The sequence below is a fragment of the Desulfobulbaceae bacterium DB1 genome (genome assembly GCA_001914235.1).
GTDB lineage: Bacteria > Desulfobacterota > Desulfobulbia > Desulfobulbales > SURF-16 > DB1.
In genome coordinates this window covers 112103-132789 of the sequence record MQUF01000003.1, presented here as the reverse complement: position 1 = coordinate 132789, position 20687 = coordinate 112103, and the positions used below count along the sequence as shown (strand labels likewise).

The 20687-nt window shown below is 53.8% G+C and carries 19 protein-coding genes and 1 tRNA gene; 14 read left to right on the top strand and 6 right to left on the bottom strand.

What is annotated here, in order from left to right:
- Positions 1-45 precede the first annotated feature (45 nt).
- Together BM485_02930 and BM485_02925 are read left to right on the top strand one after the other, a co-directional pair.
- Positions 46-1176, top strand: a complete 1131-nt coding sequence (locus tag BM485_02930; GenBank protein ID OKY76221.1) for a sulfite reductase, dissimilatory-type beta subunit — start codon at positions 46-48, stop codon at positions 1174-1176.
- Positions 1177-1306: 130 nt separating this feature from the next.
- Positions 1307-1561 carry a sulfite reductase gene (locus BM485_02925; GenBank protein OKY76220.1) on the top strand — a complete coding sequence of 85 codons (255 nt, stop codon included), beginning with the start codon at positions 1307-1309 and terminating at the stop codon, positions 1559-1561.
- A gap of 179 nt (positions 1562-1740) precedes the next feature.
- On the opposite strand, the gene BM485_02920 is transcribed toward BM485_02925, so the two are convergent.
- Genes BM485_02920 through BM485_02910 form a run of 3 tightly spaced genes read right to left on the bottom strand, consistent with a single transcriptional unit; the run spans position 1741 to position 4111 of the window.
- Positions 1741-2316: a hypothetical protein gene (locus tag BM485_02920; GenBank protein OKY76219.1), complete on the bottom strand. Its 576-nt coding sequence runs from the start codon at positions 2314-2316 to the stop codon at positions 1741-1743.
- Between the two features lie 35 nt (positions 2317-2351).
- A complete protein-coding gene (locus BM485_02915) occupies positions 2352-3479 on the bottom strand; it encodes a PBS lyase (GenBank protein ID OKY76218.1) in 1128 nt (375 codons plus the stop codon).
- A gap of 2 nt (positions 3480-3481) precedes the next feature.
- A complete protein-coding gene (locus tag BM485_02910; protein ID OKY76217.1) occupies positions 3482-4111 on the bottom strand; it encodes a hypothetical protein in 630 nt (209 codons plus the stop codon).
- A gap of 365 nt (positions 4112-4476) precedes the next feature.
- Between BM485_02910 and BM485_02905 the strand changes: the two genes are divergently transcribed.
- Positions 4477-5856 (top strand): cobyrinic acid a,c-diamide synthase, encoded by a 1380-nt coding sequence (locus BM485_02905; GenBank protein OKY76216.1) that lies wholly within the window; start codon positions 4477-4479, stop codon positions 5854-5856.
- Between the two features lie 140 nt (positions 5857-5996).
- Here the strand turns inward: BM485_02905 and BM485_02900 are convergent, their stop codons facing one another.
- Together BM485_02900 and BM485_02895 are read right to left on the bottom strand one after the other, a co-directional pair.
- Complete coding sequence (locus BM485_02900) at positions 5997-6623, bottom strand: hypothetical protein (protein OKY76215.1); 627 nt, start codon at positions 6621-6623, stop codon at positions 5997-5999.
- Positions 6624-6649: 26 nt separating this feature from the next.
- A complete protein-coding gene (locus BM485_02895; GenBank protein OKY76214.1) occupies positions 6650-7009 on the bottom strand; it encodes a hypothetical protein in 360 nt (119 codons plus the stop codon).
- Between the two features lie 343 nt (positions 7010-7352).
- Between BM485_02895 and BM485_02890 the strand changes: the two genes are divergently transcribed.
- From BM485_02890 to BM485_02845, 10 genes are all read left to right on the top strand, one after another.
- Positions 7353-7538 carry a ferredoxin gene (locus tag BM485_02890; GenBank protein ID OKY76213.1) on the top strand — a complete coding sequence of 62 codons (186 nt, stop codon included), beginning with the start codon at positions 7353-7355 and terminating at the stop codon, positions 7536-7538.
- A gap of 254 nt (positions 7539-7792) precedes the next feature.
- On the top strand, positions 7793-8215 hold the full coding sequence (locus BM485_02885; GenBank protein ID OKY76212.1) for a hypothetical protein: 423 nt from the start codon (positions 7793-7795) through the stop codon (positions 8213-8215).
- Positions 8212-9336, top strand: coding sequence for an alanine racemase (locus BM485_02880; GenBank protein ID OKY76211.1), 1125 nt, complete (start codon positions 8212-8214; stop codon positions 9334-9336). The genes BM485_02885 and BM485_02880 overlap by 4 nt, the downstream gene beginning before the upstream one ends.
- Positions 9337-9853: 517 nt before the next feature.
- Complete coding sequence (locus BM485_02875; GenBank protein ID OKY76210.1) at positions 9854-11530, top strand: arginine--tRNA ligase; 1677 nt, start codon at positions 9854-9856, stop codon at positions 11528-11530.
- Between the two features lie 4 nt (positions 11531-11534).
- Complete coding sequence (locus BM485_02870) at positions 11535-12122, top strand: hypothetical protein (protein ID OKY76209.1); 588 nt, start codon at positions 11535-11537, stop codon at positions 12120-12122.
- Between the two features lie 59 nt (positions 12123-12181).
- Positions 12182-12649: a GNAT family N-acetyltransferase gene (locus BM485_02865; protein ID OKY76208.1), complete on the top strand. Its 468-nt coding sequence runs from the start codon at positions 12182-12184 to the stop codon at positions 12647-12649.
- A gap of 9 nt (positions 12650-12658) precedes the next feature.
- Positions 12659-15202, top strand: coding sequence for a preprotein translocase subunit SecA (gene secA / locus BM485_02860; GenBank protein ID OKY76207.1), 2544 nt, complete (start codon positions 12659-12661; stop codon positions 15200-15202).
- A 54-nt stretch (positions 15203-15256) separates the two neighbouring features.
- Positions 15257-16441 carry a bifunctional ornithine acetyltransferase/N-acetylglutamate synthase gene (locus BM485_02855; protein OKY76595.1) on the top strand — a complete coding sequence of 395 codons (1185 nt, stop codon included), beginning with the start codon at positions 15257-15259 and terminating at the stop codon, positions 16439-16441.
- A gap of 340 nt (positions 16442-16781) precedes the next feature.
- Positions 16782-17672: a hypothetical protein gene (locus BM485_02850; protein OKY76206.1), complete on the top strand. Its 891-nt coding sequence runs from the start codon at positions 16782-16784 to the stop codon at positions 17670-17672.
- 30 nt (positions 17673-17702) lie between these two features.
- The gene (locus BM485_02845) at positions 17703-19256 is read left to right on the top strand and encodes a hypothetical protein (GenBank protein ID OKY76205.1); all 1554 of its coding nucleotides are present in this window, start codon (positions 17703-17705) and stop codon (positions 19254-19256) included.
- A 107-nt stretch (positions 19257-19363) separates the two neighbouring features.
- Here BM485_02845 and BM485_02840 read toward each other — a convergent pair whose 3' ends face one another.
- Positions 19364-20338, bottom strand: a complete 975-nt coding sequence (locus BM485_02840; GenBank protein OKY76204.1) for a riboflavin biosynthesis protein RibF — start codon at positions 20336-20338, stop codon at positions 19364-19366.
- 122 nt (positions 20339-20460) lie between these two features.
- Here BM485_02840 and BM485_02835 point away from each other — a divergent pair.
- Positions 20461-20547: transfer RNA gene (locus tag BM485_02835), tRNA-Leu, on the top strand.
- The last annotated feature ends 140 nt before the right edge of the window (positions 20548-20687 follow it).

Sequence of the window (20687 nt, the reverse complement as noted above, 5' to 3'; positions counted from 1 at the left end):
CTAAATATAAGTTACTATACTTACTGATAGAGAAGGAGGTATACAATGGGTTACGATCCACAAAATCCGATGGTAGACAGAATTACAGATATTGGTCCGCCACATTATGAGCAGTTTTTACCGCCGGTGATCAAAAAGAATTTCGGCAAATGGCTGTATCATGAGATCGCCCAGCCGGGCGTTCTCATGCACAAGGCCGAGAGCGGCGACGAGTGCTGGACGGTTCGCGTCGGTGCTGCCCGCTTGATCAGTATCGAGCATATTCGCGAGATTTGCGAAATAGCCGACAAGCATTGTAACGGGTGTGTCCGCTGGACCACCAGGAATAATGTCGAGTTCATGGTAGATTCCAAGGCAAAAGTGCAGCCCCTGCTGGACGATTTGAAGAGCCGCGGCAATAAATTCCCGGTGGGCGCCACCGGCGCAAGTGTGTCCAACATCGTTCACACCCAGGGCTGGGTACACTGCCATACCCCGGCAACCGATGCTTCCGGTGTCGTCAAGGCCGTTATGGATGAACTGTTCGACTACTTCACCAGCATGACCCTGCCCGCGCAGGTTCGTGTTGCGCTGGCCTGCTGTTTGAACATGTGCGGTGCCGTACACGCTTCCGATATCGCTATCCTCGGTATTCATCGGAAACCGCCGATGATCGACCATGACGCCATCTCCGGTCTCTGCGAGCTGCCCTTGGCCATCGCCGCCTGTCCTCTTGGAGCTGTCAAGCCCGCCAAAGAGACCAACAGCAAGGGCGAGGAAGTAAAATCGGTCAAGGTAACCGCTGAGCGTTGTATGTTCTGCGGTAACTGCTACACCATGTGTCCGGCCATGCCGCTTGCTGATCCGGAAGGTGACGGTATCGCCATTCTTGTCGGCGGTAAGGTTTCCAACTCCCGTTCCATGCCGAAATTCTCCAAGCTGGTTATCCCCTTCCTGCCCAACAACACTCCCCGCTGGCCGGAGACTGTTGCCGCAGTGAAGAATATTCTTGAGACCTACGCCAAGCATGCCCGTAAATACGAGCGTCTCGGCGAGTGGGCTGAGAGAATCGGCTGGGAGAAATTCTTCGAACTGACCGGAATACCGTTCACCATCAAGTCCGTTGACGATTACCGTCTGGCCTACGACACCTGGAGAACATCCACCCAGTTCAAGTTCACCAGCCATATTAAGTAATTGACTGCCTTTCAGCAGTTGGGGCTTTCTTAATGACTGCAGGAACGTCATGTTCCTGCAGTCGCTGCAGTTTTAGAACGCTGCGGAAATGGAAGTTTACCTGAACTCAATATAAAAAGGAGTAAATGAAATGGCGATGAGCAAAGAGGAACTCAAGGCAGCAATGATCGACAAGGCAACCAAAGCTCCCAAACCGCAGCTCTATGTGAAGGACTTTTACGCCTGTGATCCCGACGCGAAACCGCGTGAAATAAAAAACATTGCCAATGATCTGGTAAAAGAAGGAAAATTGATGTTCTGGTCAAGCGGCAGCACGACCATGTACGCCCTTCCTTCCAGGATCAAGAACGAGGAAACTCGTGACGCTGCCGAGGATGCAAAATAAGTTGTAGTCTGTTTTTTCAGAATGTTAAAAAAGCCGTCACTCCCCAAATGGGATTGACGGCTTTTTTTATTGGAAGACGTTTCGATTGACGCTTTATTGTAGGTCGGGAACCCTTTCCCGACAAGATAGCCTCGGCATAGGTATGCCGACCTACAGGACAATTCAAGATTTACACGGCACTACGCAACTTTGAGTGTTTCTTCCGCCTTTTGCAGGAGGGTTGCTGCATGCCGGGTGTGTTTGTATTTCTCGTGGATCCGAGCGGCGGTGCGGTAGCAATCCGCGGCCTTGTCCCGGTTGCCGGCTGCGACATAGACCTCGGCCAGGGTTTCCAGGGTGTCGACGGTTCCCTGCGGGTTGCGCATGGCATTGTATTCATCCACTATATTCAGATACATGGTGATTGCATCGTCATATTTGCCGCAGGCGGCAAAGAGCCTGGCTTTTTTCTTGTCAACAGCAAAGACACTGAAGCTGTCACCCTGATCCTGGCAAATGGAAATTACCTTGTCGTAGTGGGCGAGGGCATTATTCAAATCTTTCCTATCCGAACAGATATCTCCGAGCTTGTCGGTGGCGTTGGCAATCCCGTTAATATCCTTATCCTGTTCAAAGCCGACCAGGGCATTATGAAACATGTTGGCCGCCTGGGCCATCTCTCCCTTGGACATGAATTCCAAGCCGGACTCATAGTCGAGACGCGCCTGGCTTTTTTCCTCTTCCGCTTTTTGTATGTTCTGTTGTAAAGCTGTCATTGTTCTCTCCAAAAAAACTTTGCAAAATAAAATTACTATTCAGTCATCAAGGCCAGCGCTTCATGTGCCAAGCGGCCGACAGTGGTATGCTCCGGCAGACCTTTTTCATAAACGGTGAGCGGCGCACTGTCATTGACCTGTTCCTCGATTTTGCTTTTCAACTCAACGGCATTTATTCTTCCGAACAGCCGGATTGCCTGGCCCCGAATCAGGGGGTCAGGGTCATTGACGGATGAAAAAACGCTGTAAATCGGCGTGTTGCGAACCACCTCCGGGCTTGTTTCAGCAATGGTGCCCATGGCCCATAAAACCAGCGCCCTGCTGGTCGGCACTCCACGGTACATGAGGAGATGCCTGGCGAATCCGCCGAAAATGTCAGGTCGTGCGGCAATAATGGAACCGATTGCCTCAAGCAGCCCCCAGTGGGTGGAGGCGGAATCGGTGCAGGATTCATAGAGCCGATGCAGCATGTCGCTGACCACTCCCGGCTTTCGTGTGGACAAACGGGCGCAGACCTGGCCGATGACTTGGGCGCAGTACCAGCGTTTTCCCTCGTCCGGATCATAAAGCAGCCGCAGCATGAAGCGCAGTGTCTTCATATCGTCGAAACAGAAATCAACCAAGGCGTCGATATTGCCGCTGAAAACAAGTTCCTTGATTTTCGATTTGTCTGCCCGTTTTTTCTTCCTCTTGGGGTCGCGTTCAGGTTCCAGGGGAGGAACGACCAGTTTTGCCATTGGTTTGCTGGTGACTTCATCCGTTTTTTCCTTATGATGTTTGAGCCGTTTCGATAGATCGGCGAGATCGCGGGTAAGACGGATGAAGTAGAGAACGCCGGCCACCCTGCGTCCGTCCACGTTTTTAAATTCGTAAACCTGATGGGTCACTTCGTCGTAATTGTCGATACGGCCGGTAAGAAAATCATCATCCGCCACCAGTTCCCAGGCAAGATCAGGGTTTTCGTCGCAGGCGTAGATCATGCATTCAACCATTGCCGCGCCGACATTAAACCCGGTGGGATCGGAGGTGTAGACGGCGCCGCACTGGCAATTGCCCACCTTGAACTCATCAATTTTACGTTTGAGCGGTTCCGTGGGCGGATTGACTTCCTGGCCGCAGAAGGGACACCAGGGACGGACTTTGATGTTGGGATTTTTCGCCATGGTTACAGTTCTTGTTCCACGGCTTTGACGAAATTCGGATCAACGGAATAGCCGAGCCGTGCTGCTTCATCCATGGATTTCTTGGCGGCCTTGTAATCCTTGGCATAGTAGTAGGCCACTGCCAGATTGTTGTGCGCCATGCCGAACTGCGGATCATGCTCAACCGCCTTTTTGGCGGATGAAAGCGCGGCATCGAAATTGCCGGTCATGATTTGCGCCGATGCCAGGTTCACCCAGGCGAATCCCAGTTCGGGATCGGCAAGTGTTGCCTTGGTATAGGCGTCAATGGCTTTTTCCTGTTCGCCTTTCTGCTGCATGATGAGGCCGATGTTGGTATGGGCCTGGGCGGGATTCGGTGCATACAGGAGGGCCATTTTGTTGGCCTGCAGGGCCTCATCGAGTTGGCCCAGTTCAAAGTAGACGGCGCCGAGATTAATATACGCCTCGGCGGAATGATCGTCTATTTCAATACATTTTTTCAATTCACGAATGGCATCATTGTGGCGACCCGCCTTGCGGTAAACAAGGGCAAGATGATGATGGGCCATGATGGATTCCGGATGTTCCTGGCATTTCTGCTCCATCTCGGCAATGACTTTCGGGAGATCTTCTCTGAGTTGTTTGTCGGGCATGGATATCCTCATCATTAGAGTGAAATTTTCTGTGTGAGAGCACGTTGCTTGCGAAAGAGGAAGTAGCGGAGGCGGGAAAAAATTTCAGGAAAATCAATGAGAATGCTCCCGGTTTCTTTCGTCGCTCTCCAGTAAATGCTTTTTCGGTCATTTTTGCATAAGTTTCATGACTGTAACCATGTTAATGGAGAATTTCAAGTGCGTGAAGCAGGAAGCGAAAAGATTTCTCAAATTCCAATGAGTGCTTGACTTGACTGGAGGTCGGTGGCATGAAAAAGGAAAATGTGAGAAACAAGGAATGGGTATTTTGCGTTGCCGGCAGGGGCGCATTTTTTTTAAGCGTATATCAAAGAGTGAGCTGAAAGATGAAAAGTCCGAAAGGAATTGTCGTTGCCGGGCTCGGCGGCGGATCGGGCAAGAGTGTCGTGTCTGTCGGGCTCGTGGCCCTTCTGGCCGGTGAGGGGCATCATGTGGTGCCCTTCAAGAAGGGGCCGGATTATATTGACGCGGGCTGGCTCAGCCTGGCCGCGGGCAGACCGTGTTTCAATCTTGATCCCTACCTGATGCAGGAAGAGGCCATGCTGGCCTCATTCGCCGAACACGGCCGATCCGCTGATTTTATTATTGTTGAAGGAAACCGGGGGCTTTATGACGGTGTCGATGCCGGCGGGACATACAGTACGGCGGAATTGGCTTCCCGCCTCGGGCTGCCGATCCTGCTGGTGGTCGATTGCACCAAAACAACCCGAACGGTGGCGGCCCTGGTGCTGGGCTGTAAAATGCTTGATCCGGGGGTCGATATCGCCGGCGTGGTTCTGAACAGGATCGGCAGCTCCCGTCATGAAAGCGTTGTGCGCGAGGCGGTGGAAAAATATGCCGGTGTGCCGGTGGTGGGAGCAATCCGTCGTTTAAAACGCGATATCTTTCCCATGCGCCATCTCGGGGTTACTCCATTTCAGGAGTATGACGGCGCGGAGGAGGCGATCAGCCTGCTGGCGGAAACGGTGGCGCGCTCTCTTGATGTTGTCGCGGTGAAAAGCCTCATGCCCAAGCCGCCCATGCCGAAGCAAAAACAGACCGCGGTCTGTGCCGACGCTGCCGGCAAGGTTCGCATCGGCGTGGTACGCGATGCGGCGTTTCAATTTTATTATCCGGAAAATCTTCTCGCTTTGCAGGAATTGGGAGCGGAATTGGTGGATATCAATTCCCTGACGGAAAAGAAGTTGCCGAAAATTGACGCCCTTTACATCGGCGGCGGCTTTCCGGAAACAAGTGCCGGCCTGCTTGCCGCCAATGTTTCATTTCGCAGCTCGATACGCGAGGAGGTGGAGCATGGTCTGCCCGTTTATGCCGAGTGCGGCGGCTTGATTTATCTGGGGGAGAAAATATGTCTGGATGGCCGCGATTATCCGCTGGTCGGCATCTTTCCCGTTCATTTTACCCTTGAGAAAAAACCCCAGGCCCATGGATACACGGTGCTCACCGCCCGTGCGGGAAATCCCTTCTATCCGGTCGGAACGGAAATCAAGGGGCATGAGTTTCGTTACAGCCGGGTGGCGCACTGGCAAGGGAGCGTTGCCGATCTCGCCTTTGATATGAAACGAGGAGTGGGTTTTGCCGCCGGCGGCGACGGCCTGGTTTATAAAAATGTGCTGGCGCTCTATGCCCATGTTCACGCGGTGGGTACCCCGGAATGGGCCCGCGCCCTGGTGGCCAAGGCCAGGGAGTATGCCGCATCCCGGTAAGGCGTTTCACTTTAATTGGTCATTTTTCAACGTAAAGGCACGGAGCGGCAAAGACAACTCGGTGTTTCCGGGGGATTTTCGTTGGGGCTTTGCGACGTTGCGTTATGATTTAAAGTTGTTACGAATCAATCAGGCCGACCTTAACGCAGATTGTTTTCCTCATTTTTCGCCCGCAGTTCCCGCAGGAGCTCATCAAAGGTTTTCTTGCTGAGAAAATTGCCGAACTGACTGCGATAGTTGGCCACCAGGCTGACCCCTTCAATCACCACGTCATAAATTTTCCAGCTTTCGTCCGCCTTTCTCACCCGGTATTCAATGTCGAACTCCGGATATTTTTTGCTGCTGATCAGGGTATGAACGCCGGCAATGTCGCCTTTCAGCAGCTCTTTTTTATACATGACCTTTTCGTCCGAATAGGTCTCCACTCGCAGGATATAAAAGTTGTAAAGACGCCAGTAAAAAAGTTTGGTGAACTCCTGCTGTTTTTCAACCGGTTGTGCTTTCCAGTATTTGCCTAAAGCGCGCTTTGCCATTTCCTCCGCGTCAAAGTTCTCGTCAATAATTTCTTTTATTTTCGCCCGCCGCTTCGGCAGATTTTCCTGGGGCCCGGCCACCGGATACATATTCAGGGTGTGAAAGACGTTGTCGACCACGGACTTGATAAAGTCAGTCGGAGGGGTGTCCGCGCCATGCGCCTTTGGCGATATGACGAACAGACAGGAAAGGCAAAACAGCATGGGCAAAAAGAGTACTTTTGGTGAAGTCATGACAAAATTCCGGTTGCTGGGGGAAGTTAATGGGTTGATCGGGTGCCGAGCACCTTTTCCGTGATCATCTGCATGGTGGCCTCATCAGGGGCGGGGGTAACCCAGTGGATAAACTCCTCCTTGACCCGCATAAAGGCGCCGTTGTCCTCCTTGCACTTGGGACAGATGGAGTCGGCAAGATCACGATAGATGATGACCTTGCTGGCCGGGTCGCCATTCTTGTCCACCGCTGCCATTTTTTTGCAGCCGCAGTCCAGCCGGATAACCGCGACGCCGATTCCTTCCGGGCTTCCTTCGAGAATGCCTTCGATCATCGCCTCTTCTGATTTTTGCGCGGCAAGCTTGCCGGACACCTGTTTTTTTGCTGATTTCTGCTTTATTTTCATGACTGCTCCGTTCAATTAAAAGCGTGATAACCTGTGGTCGGGAAAAGATATTTCACCCCTATTTAAAATATTGAAAGGGGAAGGTCAACTGCTTAAAAATTGTGTTGACAAATAGAAGGCTATGATTTAATGGAAAACAGATTTGAGCTGCATTTTGTTATAAAAGCAGAGGATTCGGTGGTCTGTTGCGACTCTTTTCAGCGCAATTTTGCGGCGCTGAATAAAAAAACATCCGCTGTGATCAGGCTAAAGCAACATTATTGTGGCCATCGAATGCACGAGGGTTGATGCCGGGGTAGAACAAGTCTCCCCCCTAATATTTTAATGAACAGGAGGTGTTATTATGTGGGAAGTAATAGTTGATAAAGATAAATGTGCTGGTGATGAAGAATGTGTAAGCGCCTGCCCTGCTCAGGTTTATGAGATGGTAGACGGCAAAGCCGAGCCTGTGAACGCTGACGAGTGTCTGGGTTGTGAGACCTGCGTTGAGGTCTGCCCCGAGGGTGCCATCACCGTAACCGAGATATGATGTAATCTTGCAGGATTTTCTGCTTGTTGATTAGGCCTGTCTTCTTTAAGGAGACGGGCCTATCTTTTTTTGAGTCTCCTTTGTTGATGAACCCGTAAAAAGTCTTTTTTTACCACTGAGAGCACAGAGGGCGCAGGGAAAATATTTTAAATTACAGCATGTTACCTCTGCGTGCTCCGTGGTCTCCGTGGTTGATTTTCAGTTTTTACGAAATCATCTTTGCTGGGTTTGGTGGTTTTTTCCGGAGAAAATACATGCTTTCCCGCTTCAAACCTGCCGCCTCTCGGAAAACCCTTTTGTTTGCCGCAGCCTTCTTCTGGACGCTGGTGGGGATTGTTCTGCTGGTTCGCGGCGCCGGCGTGTTGCTTGCCGGAAGCCATTACCTGCTGTTTGGCGCGGCTTTCGTGCTTGGCACGGCAAAAGGGCTGCTGGTGTTTCAAAAGAGTGCGGAAAAAAATATTGCCCGCATTCTTGCCAGGCAGGAAGGATCCTGCCTCGGAGCCGTTTTCTCCTTTAAGGCATGGGCGCTCATTCTCGTTATGATTTTTCTTGGTCGTTTTCTTCGTCTTGTCGGACTTTCTCCGGCAATTTACAGTCTGGTTCTTGTTGCCGTCGGATGGGGGCTTATTCTGGCGAGCCTTGCCGTTTGGCGGCAGTGGAGAACGCTGGAAACATGAATGCCCGGTGGGTGGAGATCGATCTTGCCGCCCTGCGGGAAAACTTCCGTTCCTTGCGGCGGTGTCTCGGCAATGCAACCCGGGTCATGGCCGTGGTGAAATCGGATGCGTACGGACACGGCATGTTGCCCGCGGCCCGCTGTCTGGCGGAGGAGGGGGTAACGGCCTTGGGTGTTGCGGAAGTCGGCGAAGGGGTCATGCTTCGTCGGCATGGAATAACGGCTGATATTGCCGTTTTCCTCGGGGCGGCGAATGACGAAATAGCCGATGTCGTGCAATACAATCTGCAGCCCGTTGTTTTCGATAAACAACAGGTGGCTGCGTTATCCCGTGTTGCCTGTCGATCCGGCGCCCAAATCGGGGTTCATGTGAAAATAGATACCGGCATGGGCAGAATCGGCATCCTGCCCCGGGAGATTCCCGCTTTTCTTTCCTGTCTGCGCCAGGCAAAAAACGTCTACCCGGTCGGGTTCATGAGTCATTGCCCCCTGGCAGATGGGGACGATGCCGGGCCGGCAGTCGCCCAGAACACGCTTTTTGCCGAAACCGTCAGCGCCTTTGACGGCTTGTGGCCGGACAAACCCGCGCTTCACATCGCCAATTCCGCCGCCCTGCTGCGTTTCCCGGATATGCACTGGGATATGGTGCGTCCGGGGCTTTCCCTTTATGGCTGTCGTCCGGCGGATGACGAGTGGGCGCGGAAGGCGTCCGTGCGGCCGGTTATGTCGTTTAAAACACGGGTGCTGCAGGTCAAAGAGGTGCCGGCCGGATACGGGGTCAGCTACGGCCGTACCTATGTCACCCCCGGCAAAAGCCTGCTTGCCGTTCTGCCCGTCGGTTACAATGACGGATATCTCCGCTCCTTGTCCAACAAGGCGGAAGTGCTGGTGCGCGGCCGCCGCGCGCCGCAACGCGGCCGGGTCTGCATGAATGTTACGGTTATTGATGTCACCCATATTCCCGGGGTTGTGCCCGGCGATGAGGTAACGTTGATGGGGTGTCAGCAGGGCGGGGAGATCACTGCCGATGAGCTGGCGGGATGGATGGGGACCATCAACTACGAAGTGCTTTGCCTGTTCGGCAATAGAAACAAAAGGGTTTATTTGTCCTCACACGAGTGAGTTCCGCCATTCGGGGAGATTGGGCAATTTCAGAACTCCTGATGTCGTAACATGATTTCAATAAGTTATGTCACCACTTCGGATTTCGGCCTGTTGCCGGTTTTAGTGCCTAAAATGTAAGGTGTTAACTGATCAGAAGGTACCGTCACTTTAAGTATTTTAGGCATTTTAAGTACTTCAGGCACTTTTTTCGAACCGCGATTCCGGTGTCAAAGTAAAATCTGCCGGGATCAGGTTGTCTGAATTTATTGCCGATCAGCACAAGTAGTGGCTTTATTTCTCTGCAAACTCTGTTTATAAAGTAGTATAATAAAAAATTGCACATTTCTTTGTAACTATCCAGGTAGATAGGCTGAAGGCTGTAGACTGAAGGAAAAGCGCCTAAAATATGTAATACGACAGTACCGGCAGCCCTATAGCCTTCAGTCTACAGTCTAAACAGCTGGATAGTTACATTTCTTTTTGTGATGCAGTTGCCTGTTAATTGTTACTGGAGTGAAATTTAAAACGTTACATTATGATCAAATCTCGGTTGAAAAAATATATTGATGCGTGTTTCCAGCGGGGAGTCGAGTTGGGCTACTGGTCGGCGGTTGCCGCCGGCAACTATGCCGTCGAATATCCGAAATTTGAAGGTCAGGGTGATTTTGCCACCAATGCCGCCATGGTGATCAGCGGGGTGGAAAAAAAGGCAAGCGGCCGAAAAATCAATCCCCGTCAGGTGGCGGAGCAGCTCGTCTCGGTCATGGGAATGACAAGCGAACTTTATGATAAGGTTGAAATCGCCGGCCCCGGATTTGTTAATTTTTTTATCCGGGAATCCGTGTGGCAGTCCGTGGTGCCGGAGGTGTGTGCCCGGAAAGAGAGCTTCGGCCGGGCGGCTGAAAAAAAAGGAAAACGGGCGCTGGTGGAATTCGTCAGCGCCAATCCAACCGGCCCGCTCAGTGTCGGCCATGGCCGCCAGGCCGTCCTGGGGGACGCCATTGCCCGTCTGCTTCAGGCAAGCGGTTTTGATGTGGAGCGGGAATATTATTATAACGATGCCGGCCGCCAGATGCGGGTGCTGGGTGAGTCGACCAGGGCCCGGTATCTCGAGCTGCTGGGGCTGCCCCACCAGTTCCCGGAGGACGGCTACCAGGGCCAGTACATTTATGATATTGCCCGGGGGCTGGTGGAAAAATCCGGCGACTCACTGAAAGACACGGCGGATGTGACGCCGTTTAAGGAAGCGGCGGAAAAGGCCATTTTTGCCGACATCGACCAGACGCTGAAGCGCCTTGATATTGCCTTTGATACCTATTACAACGAACACAGCCTGTATGAAAACGGACTGGTTGACGATGTGGTTTCCGCCCTGCGCGAAAAGGGGCTTGTCTATGAAAAAGAAGGCGCGGTCTGGTTCAAGACAACGGAGTTCGGCCAGGAGCAGGACCGGGTCATCATCAAGAGCAGCGGCGAGCCAACCTATCGTCTGCCGGATATCGCCTATCACCGGGAGAAATTCAAGCGCGGCTATGATTGGATGGTGGACATTTTCGGGTCCGACCATATCGCCACCGTGCCGGATGTGCTGGCCGGCGTCAAGGCCTTGGGTTATGATGAGTCAAAGGTGACGGTCGTGCTTCATCAGTTTGTTACGCTGATGCGGGATGGGCAGCAGGTAAAGATGTCCACCCGCAAGGCCAATTTTGTCACGGTGGACGAGTTGTTGGATGAGGTGGGCGTTGATGCGGCCCGTTTCTTTTTCCTCATGCGCAAGGCAGACAGTCAGCTCGAATTTGATCTCGATCTGGCGACGAAGCAGAGCCAGGAAAATCCCGTTTATTATGTGCAGTACGGTCACGCCCGCCTGGCCAGCATCGCCCGCCAGGCGGAAGAAAAGGGGGTGAAGGCGGGAGAACTGGCGGCTGCGCGGCTTTCCCTGCTGACGTCGCCGGAAGAACAGAAAATTTTAAAGGCCATTGCCGCTTATCCCGCCCTGGTTCAGGACGCGGCGGCGGAACTGGCGCCGCATAAGATAGTCTACTTCCTGCAGGAGCTTGCCGCTCTTTTTCACAGTTATTACAACAAGCATAAGGTGCTGTCCGATGATGCGGCCTTGAGCAGTGCCCGCCTCTGGTTCTGTGAAAGTCTGCGTGTCGTCTTTCACAACGGCCTGGTGCTCCTCGGCATGAGCGCGCCGGAACAGATGTAGGGAAATGGCTGCCGGCAAACGACAGAAGAAGCGCTTTGTCCTTCGTTTTGAACTGGGCATCGGCGGGGTGTTGGGGCTGGGTGTGGTCTGTTTCTGCATTTTTCTTTGGATGTTTCTGCTCGGGGTGTGGAGCGGTCAGACCATCCTTCTTCCCGCGTCGCCGGGCAAAGGCGCGGACCTGCTGACCAGGATGGCCTCCGAATTGTGGGAAAAAAGCAAAAGCATGCAGCAGCACATTCCCCGTTCGCCGGATATGGCGAAAAAAGCGGGAACAGGCGAGGTGGTTGGGCCCTCCCCGGTCATAACGCCGATTGATTCGGATCCGGAGCCGTCGTTCTTTTCGTTGCAGGTTGGTTCGTTTCGCGATAAGAAAAAGGCGCAACGGGATGTGCTGGGCTGGCAGTCCAAAGGGCATGATGCTTTTTATCTTGCGCCCGAAGGGGATACGGATGCCTACCGGGTTTTTATCGGCAGGTTTGAAAAGCTCGCCGATGCCAATGTGCTTGCCGTGAAACTGGAAAAACAGGAGGATGTGCGGGCCTATATTACCCTGCTGCCTGCCTCCAAATTGACCGGCGACACGAAGAAATAAAAAATGGGCAGGCCGCAATCGGCGGAAAATTGCCGCAATAATCACGAGGAGACTTCCGTATGATCCGTAATGCCTGCATGGAGGATGTGAAAGCGATCTACAATCTGCTGCATCATTTTTCCCAGAAGGGTCTTCTGTTGGCCAGGTCTTACAGCTCTCTTTACGATCAGTTGCGGGATTTTCAGGTTTATGCCGTGCAAGAAGAAGACGGAGAGCGCATTGTCGGCGTCGGCGCCCTGCATATCAGCTGGGAAAATCTGGCGGAAATTCGTTCTCTTGCGGTTGACGAAAATTATCAGCGGCGGGGAATAGGCTCGCAGCTGGTTTCTTCCTGCCTGGCGGAAGCGGAGTCGTTCGGCATTCCCCGGGTATTCACGCTGACCTATCAGCCCGAGTTTTTTAAAACCTTGGGTTTTACAGCCATAGACAAAAAAGAACTGCCCCATAAGGTGTGGAGCGATTGCATCAATTGCCCGAAATTCCCCGACTGTAATGAAGAGGCAATGATCTGGCAAAAAAAGGGGTAAGGAGTTTTCATGATTGGACAGGTATTGACCAGGTTTTTCGGCAGTAGAAACGAACGCGTTCTGAAGCAGATTCAACCGCTGGTAAATCGCATCAACAAGCTTGAGCCGGAGATGCAGAAGCTTGATGATTCCGCCTTGGCGGCCAAAACGGTGGAGTTTCGAAGCCGGTTGGAAAAAGGGGAAACCCTGGATGATCTGCTGGTTGAAGCCTTTGCCGTGGCGCGGGAAGCCGCGGTCCGGGTGTTGGGGCTGCGCCCCTATGACGTGCAGCTCATCGGCGGCATTATCCTGCACCAGGGCAAAATCGCGGAAATGAAGACCGGTGAGGGCAAGACCCTGGTGGCCACCCTGCCGGTGTATCTCAACGCCCTGGCCGGCCGCGGGGTTCATGTGGTTACGGTCAATGATTATCTGGCCCGCCGGGACAGTGAATGGATGGGCGGCATCTACCGTTTCCTCGGCCTATCCACCGGCACCATCCTGCACAGCATGGATGATGAGGCGAGAAAGGCCGCCTATGGAGCGGATGTCACTTACGGCACCAATAATGAATTCGGTTTTGACTATCTGCGCGACAACATGAAGTTCCGACTGGAGGATTACTGTCAACGGGACCACTTTTATGCCATTGTCGACGAGGTGGACAGCATCCTCATTGATGAAGCCAGGACGCCGCTGATTATTTCCGGCCCGGCGGAAGTTTCCACCGAGCTTTATTACCATGTCAACAAGGTTATTCCCGGGTTTCAGAAGGATATCCATTACGAGGTGGATGAGAAGGCGAAATCCCTGGCCATGACCGAGGAAGGCGTGGCCCTGGGCGAAAAACTGCTCAACGTGGAGAACCTCTATGATCCGCAGAACATCGAATGGCTCCATCATCTCAACCAGGCACTGCGGGCTCACCACCTTTTCAGTCGCGATGTGGATTATCTCGTGCACGAGGGCGAGGTGGTCATCGTTGATGAATTTACCGGCCGTACCATGCCGGGCAGGCGTTACAGCGATGGCCTCCACCAGGCGCTTGAGGCCAAGGAGGGGGTCAAAATCGAACGCGAAAACCAGACCCTTGCCTCCATCACCTTTCAGAATTATTTCCGCATGTACGACAAGCTGGCCGGCATGACCGGCACGGCGGACACCGAAGCGCCCGAGTTCAAGAAGATTTACAATCTGGAAGTAACGGTCATTCCCACCCATCAGGACATGATCAGGATCGACTACGCCGATGTCATTTACAAAAACGCCAAGGCCAAGTTCCGCGCCGTGGTCCGGGAGATCAAGGAACTGCATGAAAAGGGCCAGCCGATTCTGGTGGGCACGGTTAATATTGAAATTTCCGAAATGCTCTCCGCCATGCTGAAAAAAGATGGGATCAAGCATTCGGTCTTAAATGCCAAACACCATGCCCAGGAGGCGGAAATTGTCGCCGAGGCCGGTCAGAAGGGCAGGGTGACCATTGCCACCAACATGGCCGGTCGCGGCACCGACATCAAACTGGGGCCCGGTGTGGCCGAGCTTGGCGGGCTGCATATCCTCGGCACCGGGCGTCATGAATCCCGCCGCATCGACAACCAGCTCAGAGGCCGTTCCGGCCGCCAGGGCGACCCCGGTTCATCCCGTTTTTATCTTTCCCTGGAAGATGATCTGCTCCGTATTTTCGGCTCGGACCGTATTGCCGGCATCATGGACAAGCTGGGCATGGAAGAGGACGAGCCCATTGAACACACCATGATCAGCAAGGCCATTGAGAACGCCCAGCGCAAGGTGGAAGGCCACAACTTCGACATCAGAAAGCATCTGCTGGAATATGACGACGTCATGAACATGCAGCGCGGGGTGATCTATAAACAGCGCCGCGAGGTTTTGGGCAGTGACAATATCAAGAGCATTATCGAGGACATGCGGGTCGATCTTGTCGCGGCCCTGGCGGCGGAATTCTGCGATGAGAAAATTCCCTCCGAGGAGTGGGAATGGGAGCTGATCCGCGAGCGCGCCTTGGCCACCATGGGACTCAAGCTGGAGCTCGATGAGAACGAGCGCAAGGGCCTCAATGCGAAAACCTTTGAAGAGAAGATCGCGCAGGCAGTGGATGGTGCTTTTGTCGCCAAGGAACAGGAAATCGGCGAAGAAAACATGCGTTATCTGGAAAGGGTGGTGCTGCTGCAGATCGTCGATACCCATTGGAAAGACCATTTGTTGAGCATGGATCATCTCAAGCAGGGTATCGGACTGCGCGGATACGGGCAGAAGAATCCGTTGGATGAGTACAAGAAGGAAGGATACAACCTGTTCATGGAGATGATCCAGCGGGTCAAGGAAAAGACCATATCCACCCTGCTGCTTATTCAGCTGGCTCGGCAGGAGGAGATCTCCCGCCTTGAAGAACAGCAGCTGCAGAAACGGCGGCAGATGGAGATGAGCCGCAGCGATGAGCAGGCGGACACGAAAAAGTCGACGGCCCGCCGGGATGCGGTGAAGGTTGGGCGCAATGCGCTTTGCCCCTGCGGCAGCGGCAAGAAATATAAAAAATGCTGCGGCGAGGCAAATTGAATAGATACGTCGGAAACAAAGGATTTCACAGCGTAATTGACTATGAACGAGACATTGAGTGTTCCAGGATTTAAGGCGGGGGCGGTCAAGGCGGGCATCCGCGGCAAGGACCGGCTCGACGTGGGTTTGATTTATTCGGAAAAACCTGCCGCCGCGGCAGGCGTCTTTACCACCAGTCAGGTGAAGGCCGCGCCGGTGCTGCTTGATATGGAGCACCTCAAATGCGGCCGCGCCCAGGCCATCATCGTCAACAGCGGCATTGCCAACGCCTGTACCGGCGAGCAGGGGATGCACCTGGCCCGCGGCACGGCGGAGGTGGTGGCCGCAGGTCTCGGCATTGACCGGCAGTCCGTGCTGGTTACCTCAACCGGGGTTATCGGCATGCAGCTTGATCTTGCGATTTTCAGCAACTGCATCGGCCGACTTGCCGAAGGGCTTGCCGATACGGGCTTTGCCGATGTCTCCCGGGCCATGATGACCACCGATACGGTGCCCAAGACGGCGCGCCGGGAAATTGTCCTGTCCGGCAAAAAGATCACCATGCTCGGCCTGGCCAAGGGGGCGGGGATGATCATGCCCAACATGGCCACCATGCTGGCTTTCATTGTCACCGACGCCGCAGTGCGGCCCGATGTGCTGCAGGCCATGCTGTCGCAAAGCGTGCGCCATTCCTTTAACGCCATTACGGTGGACGGCGATACCAGCACCAACGACACGCTGCTGCTGCTGGCCAACGGCGCGGCCGGCAGCCCTGAAATTACCGGCACTGATAGCACCGATGCCGCGCTTTTCCAGCAATGCCTGGATGATGTCTGCCTGGATCTGGCCCTGCAGATTGTCCGGGACGGGGAAGGGGCGACCAAGCTCATTACCGTCCAGGTGATGGGGGCCAAAAGCGCGGCTGATGCCGAACGCGCCGCCCGCACGGTGGCCAACTCCAATCTGGTCAAAACCGCCTTTTTCGGCGAGGACGCCAACTGGGGCCGCATTATCGCCGCGCTGGGCCGCTCCGGCGTTATCTTTGATGCCAACCGGGTCGACATCTCATTCGATGATGTGCTGATGGTGCGCAACGGCCTCGGGCTTGGGGCGGAAGAAGAAAAAAAGGCCACCGCCGTCTTGAAGCAAAAGGAATTTTCCGTCATCATCGACCTCAAGGACGGCACGGCACGACACACCATTTATACCTGCGATTTTTCCATCGATTACGTCAAAATAAACGCCGATTACCGTTCCTGATTTTCCGTCATCTTCGCTGTATCCTTATTTTCAGTGCCCGGACCGATTGACCCTGTCCGGGTATTTCCTCCCCCCCCATTTTCCCTCGGATTTGCAGGCGATATCTGCCGTATTTAAAATTTGTTGACAGCAAATATCATTTATCCCTAGACTGTTTACGGGATGTTTTGGTGACACATCGTCCCCGGTTGTTTGCCCGAAAGCCGCAGTGACAAAATAATATCATGATCCGGATGGTGGAAACGGCAGAGCAAAAGGTGCCGGAACGAAACGGCAAAAAGCAGCGGCGGTTTTTTGCGAAAGGCTGCGTAATCTTCAATTCTTCAGAGGGAGGTACGGCATGAAATCCTTGAAGGTTTTTCAGTTGGTCGCGTTCGTCGCGATGCTCGTCATTTTGTCTGCCGGTGCGGCATCGGCCGAGTTCAAGATAGGGGTGCTTGCCAAGCGAGGGGCGGAGGTCGCCATCAAGCAGTGGGGCCCCACCGCGGATTATCTCACCGACAAGCTTGGCGAGAAGGTAACCGTCATCCCGCTCAAGTTTGAAGCGATCGAGCCCATGGTCAAGGACGGCAATATTGATTTCCTCCTGGCCAATTCCTCCTTTTTCGTGGAAATGGAAAAGAAATATAAGGCCCGGGCCATCGCCAACATGGTTAATTCCGTCGGCGGCAAGCCCATGGATGTTTTCGGCGGGGTTATTTTCGTCAAAAAAGACAGCCCGATTCAGACCATCGCCGACATCCGCGGCAAGAAGTTCATGGTGGTAGATTTTTCCTCCTTCGGCGGGGCGCACATGGCCTGGCGCCTGCTGCTGGAAAACGGCATTGATCCGCAAAAAGACACCGCCGCCTTTCTGGAAGGGCAAAAGCATGACAACGTCGTTCTCGCCGTGCTGAACGGGGTGGCGGATGCGGGCACGGTTCGCTCCGATACCCTGGAGCGCATGCAGGAGGAAGGAAAGATCAAAATGGAGGATTTTCGCATCATCAACCAGATCCACGATGATTTCCCCTTTGTGCACAGCACGCAACTCTATCCGGAATGGCCCATGGTGGCCTTGGCCCACGTCGGGGAAGACGCGGCAACCAAGGTGGCGGAGGCGCTGAAGGCGATGCCGGCCGATTCCCCGGCCGCCAAGGCCGGCAAGATCTTCGGCTGGAAGGAGGCGGGTGATTACGCCAGCGTGCGGGAATGTTTGACTGTCATCAAATACGGGCCCTTTGCCCAGTAATTTTTTTTTTGAATTTTCCGGCGGAGGATGATGGTGAAGAAAGAAAGCGGCATAACAGTAAAATTCATGACCAGTGTGGTGATTGTCAGCGCGCTTCTTTTTGCCGCACTTACCTTTGTCATCATTCAAAATTCCGCCAGAGCACAGCGCGCTCAGGTGGAGGAGTTCAAGGGTGTTATCCGGGAACTCCTCAGCCGGGAAAAGAAAACCCTGCAGGATAAACTGCTGGAAAAGGGCAAATCGCTGGCCGGGCTGCTGTCCATGAATTCGGTGGCGCTGATTCTCGGCTATGATTTTGATTCCCTGCAGAAAATGGCGGACAATGCCGGCCGGGACAGTGATGTCAGTTATGTCCTCTTTCTCGGCAAGGATGGAAACCCGTTAACCAAGGCAGTTGAGGATAAAGAAAAAGGACTGGAAGTCCTCACCGCGCCGATCGTTTTTGAGGGGGAGGAGATCGGCACGGTTGAACTTGGTCTCAGTCTTGCCTTGATCGGCCAAAAAGAAATCGAGGCCGCTGAACGGAACAAAAAACTGGATGCCGAAGCTGATGTCTCCCTGCGCCAGGCGAGCCGGAATTTGATGTATGCCGTGCTGGTCAGTGCGGTTGTCGGTGTTTTCATCCTTTGTCTGGTGATTTATTTCTGTCTGAAACGGTATGTGGTGAAGCCGGTGGAAAAGGTCGCCGCAAGTCTCACCTTCGGCGCCGATGAGGTGACGGACGCCTCTCTCCAATTGGAAAGTTCCGGCCAACTGCTGGCTGCCGGCGCTTCAAGCCAGGCCGCCTCGCTGGAGGAAACTTCGGCCGCCCTTGAAGAACTGGTGGCCATGACCAGAAAAAATTCCGAAAATTCCCGCCATGGAGATGAACTGATGCGGGAGGCGCAGCAGGTGGTGAATCAGGCAAATCTCTCCATGGAGCGGCAGACCGAGGCCATGTCCGCCATCTCCCGTTCAAGCGAGGCGACATCGAAAATCATCAAAACCATTGATGAAATCGCCTTTCAGACAAATCTTCTGGCTTTGAATGCCGCGGTCGAAGCCGCCCGGGCCGGTGAAGCCGGTGCGGGTTTTGCCGTGGTGGCGGATGAGGTGCGCAATCTTGCCATGCGGGCTGCCGCTGCGGCCAAGGATACGGAAAAACTGATTGAGGGCATTGTCAAGCAGGTTCATGAGGGGACGGATATTGTTCATCAGACCAATGAAGAGTTCGGTCAAATGTCGGAAAAGATCGCCAAGGTGGCGACCCTGGTCAGTGAAATAGCCGGGGCCTCCAAGGAGCAGGCCGTTGGCTTTGACCAGGTCAGCGCGAGCATGGTGGAAATTGATCGAGTGACCCAGGATACGGCGGCAAATGCCGAGGAATCGGCAAGCGCCGCAACCGAGATGCATGCGCAGGCCGCCAATCTCGCCAATCTGGCGGTGGACTTGCTGGCCCTGGTCAAAGGAGACAAAGGCGCGGCAAAAGAGAAAAACTTCAGGGGCGAAACGGAGCAGAAGGTGGCGGCCAAACCTGTCGTGAAACCCCGGGTGCGGGCCATTGCCGAAAAGCCGGCGGTGTCGGATGATTTTGAGGAGTTCTGACCGGGAAAGCCGCCGGCATAAAAAAGCGGTGTCCTGATCCAGGCACGGCACAAAGGGCGGTCACGAAATGCTCATGCCGGAAGAGCTTGTTTCATGACGGATCCTGGTCAGCTGTTGTATTTTTCCTCACAGGAAAGCAGCAGCTCCTTCTGGGTATCGGCAAGCACCGCTTTGGCCTGCTTGATGTCCTCGCCGATCTGTCGGGCCAGTTCCGTAACCCCGGAAAATTTCTTTTCCGGTCGCAGGAATCGGAGCAGGTTGATTTTGATCGGTTTGCCGTAAATGTCCTGATTGAAGTCAAAGATGTGGGTTTCAGCGGAGAGCTGTTCTTCTCCGAAGGTGGGGTTGTAACCGATGTTCAGCACCCCGCCGTAGCATTTGCCGTCGTAAATCACCTGGGTCACATACACTCCATGTCTGGGGCAAAGATCCTCCTCGGAAATATGCAGATTGGCGGTGGGGAACCCCAGTTCCGTTCCTCCCCGCTGTTTGCCCCGTTTCACCTCTCCCCTGATCTGGTAGGCGCGGCCGAGCAGTTTCTTGACATCACTCATTTTGCCCGAGCTGACAAGTTCGCGAACCTTGGTGCTGCTGGCGAGCACGCCATCCACGTAAAAAGGTTCAACCACGGTGACCGGGAAATTTTTCAGATCTCCCTGCTGTTTCAAAAAGGAGATGTCGCCTGCCCGTCCTTTGCCGAAGGCGTAGTCATAGCCGACGACAAGTTCCCTGAGGCCGATTGTCCCGATGAGGACCTGGTCGACAAAGTCCTCTGCCCGGGTGGCGGCAAATTGTCGGGTAAAGGGGATGATGATCAGCACGTCAAGGCCGGCGAGCTCAATGAGCTCACGTTTCTGCTCGCAGTTGGAAATGAGTTTGATGCCGATATCCGGCCGGACAACCTTGAGCGGATGCGGGTTGAAGGTGATGGCGACACTGGTGCCGTTATGCTGGTAAGCCTTGCTCATGACTTCGCTGAAGAGCATCTGGTGGCCGAGGTGAACCCCGTCAAAGTTGCCGATGGTGACAAAGGGGTTCGGGAGAGGTGCGGTTATGTCGGAAAGGTCTGTGTAAATTTTCATGGACCCATGATAATCAGAGAACCGCAATCCCTCAAGGATGAAAATCATCGGTGTTGCAAAAAGTCGTGTGAAAAAGACTTGACAAGAGAGCGGAAAAGTCGTTAAAAAGATCGCTCATCACAGCCGAAGTGGCGGAATTGGTAGACGCGCTAGGTTCAGGGTCTAGTGTCTGTATGGATGTGCGAGTTCGAGTCTCGCCTTCGGCACCATTTGCAAGAGATAAGCCCGTAACTTTTTTAGTTACGGGCTTTTTTTTGTCCATTTTCATGCCGGACTTTGATGTGCTTCACCATGATGGCCGCGGTGATATGGACACGAAGGCCCTTCTGTTTCCACTTGACCAACAGAG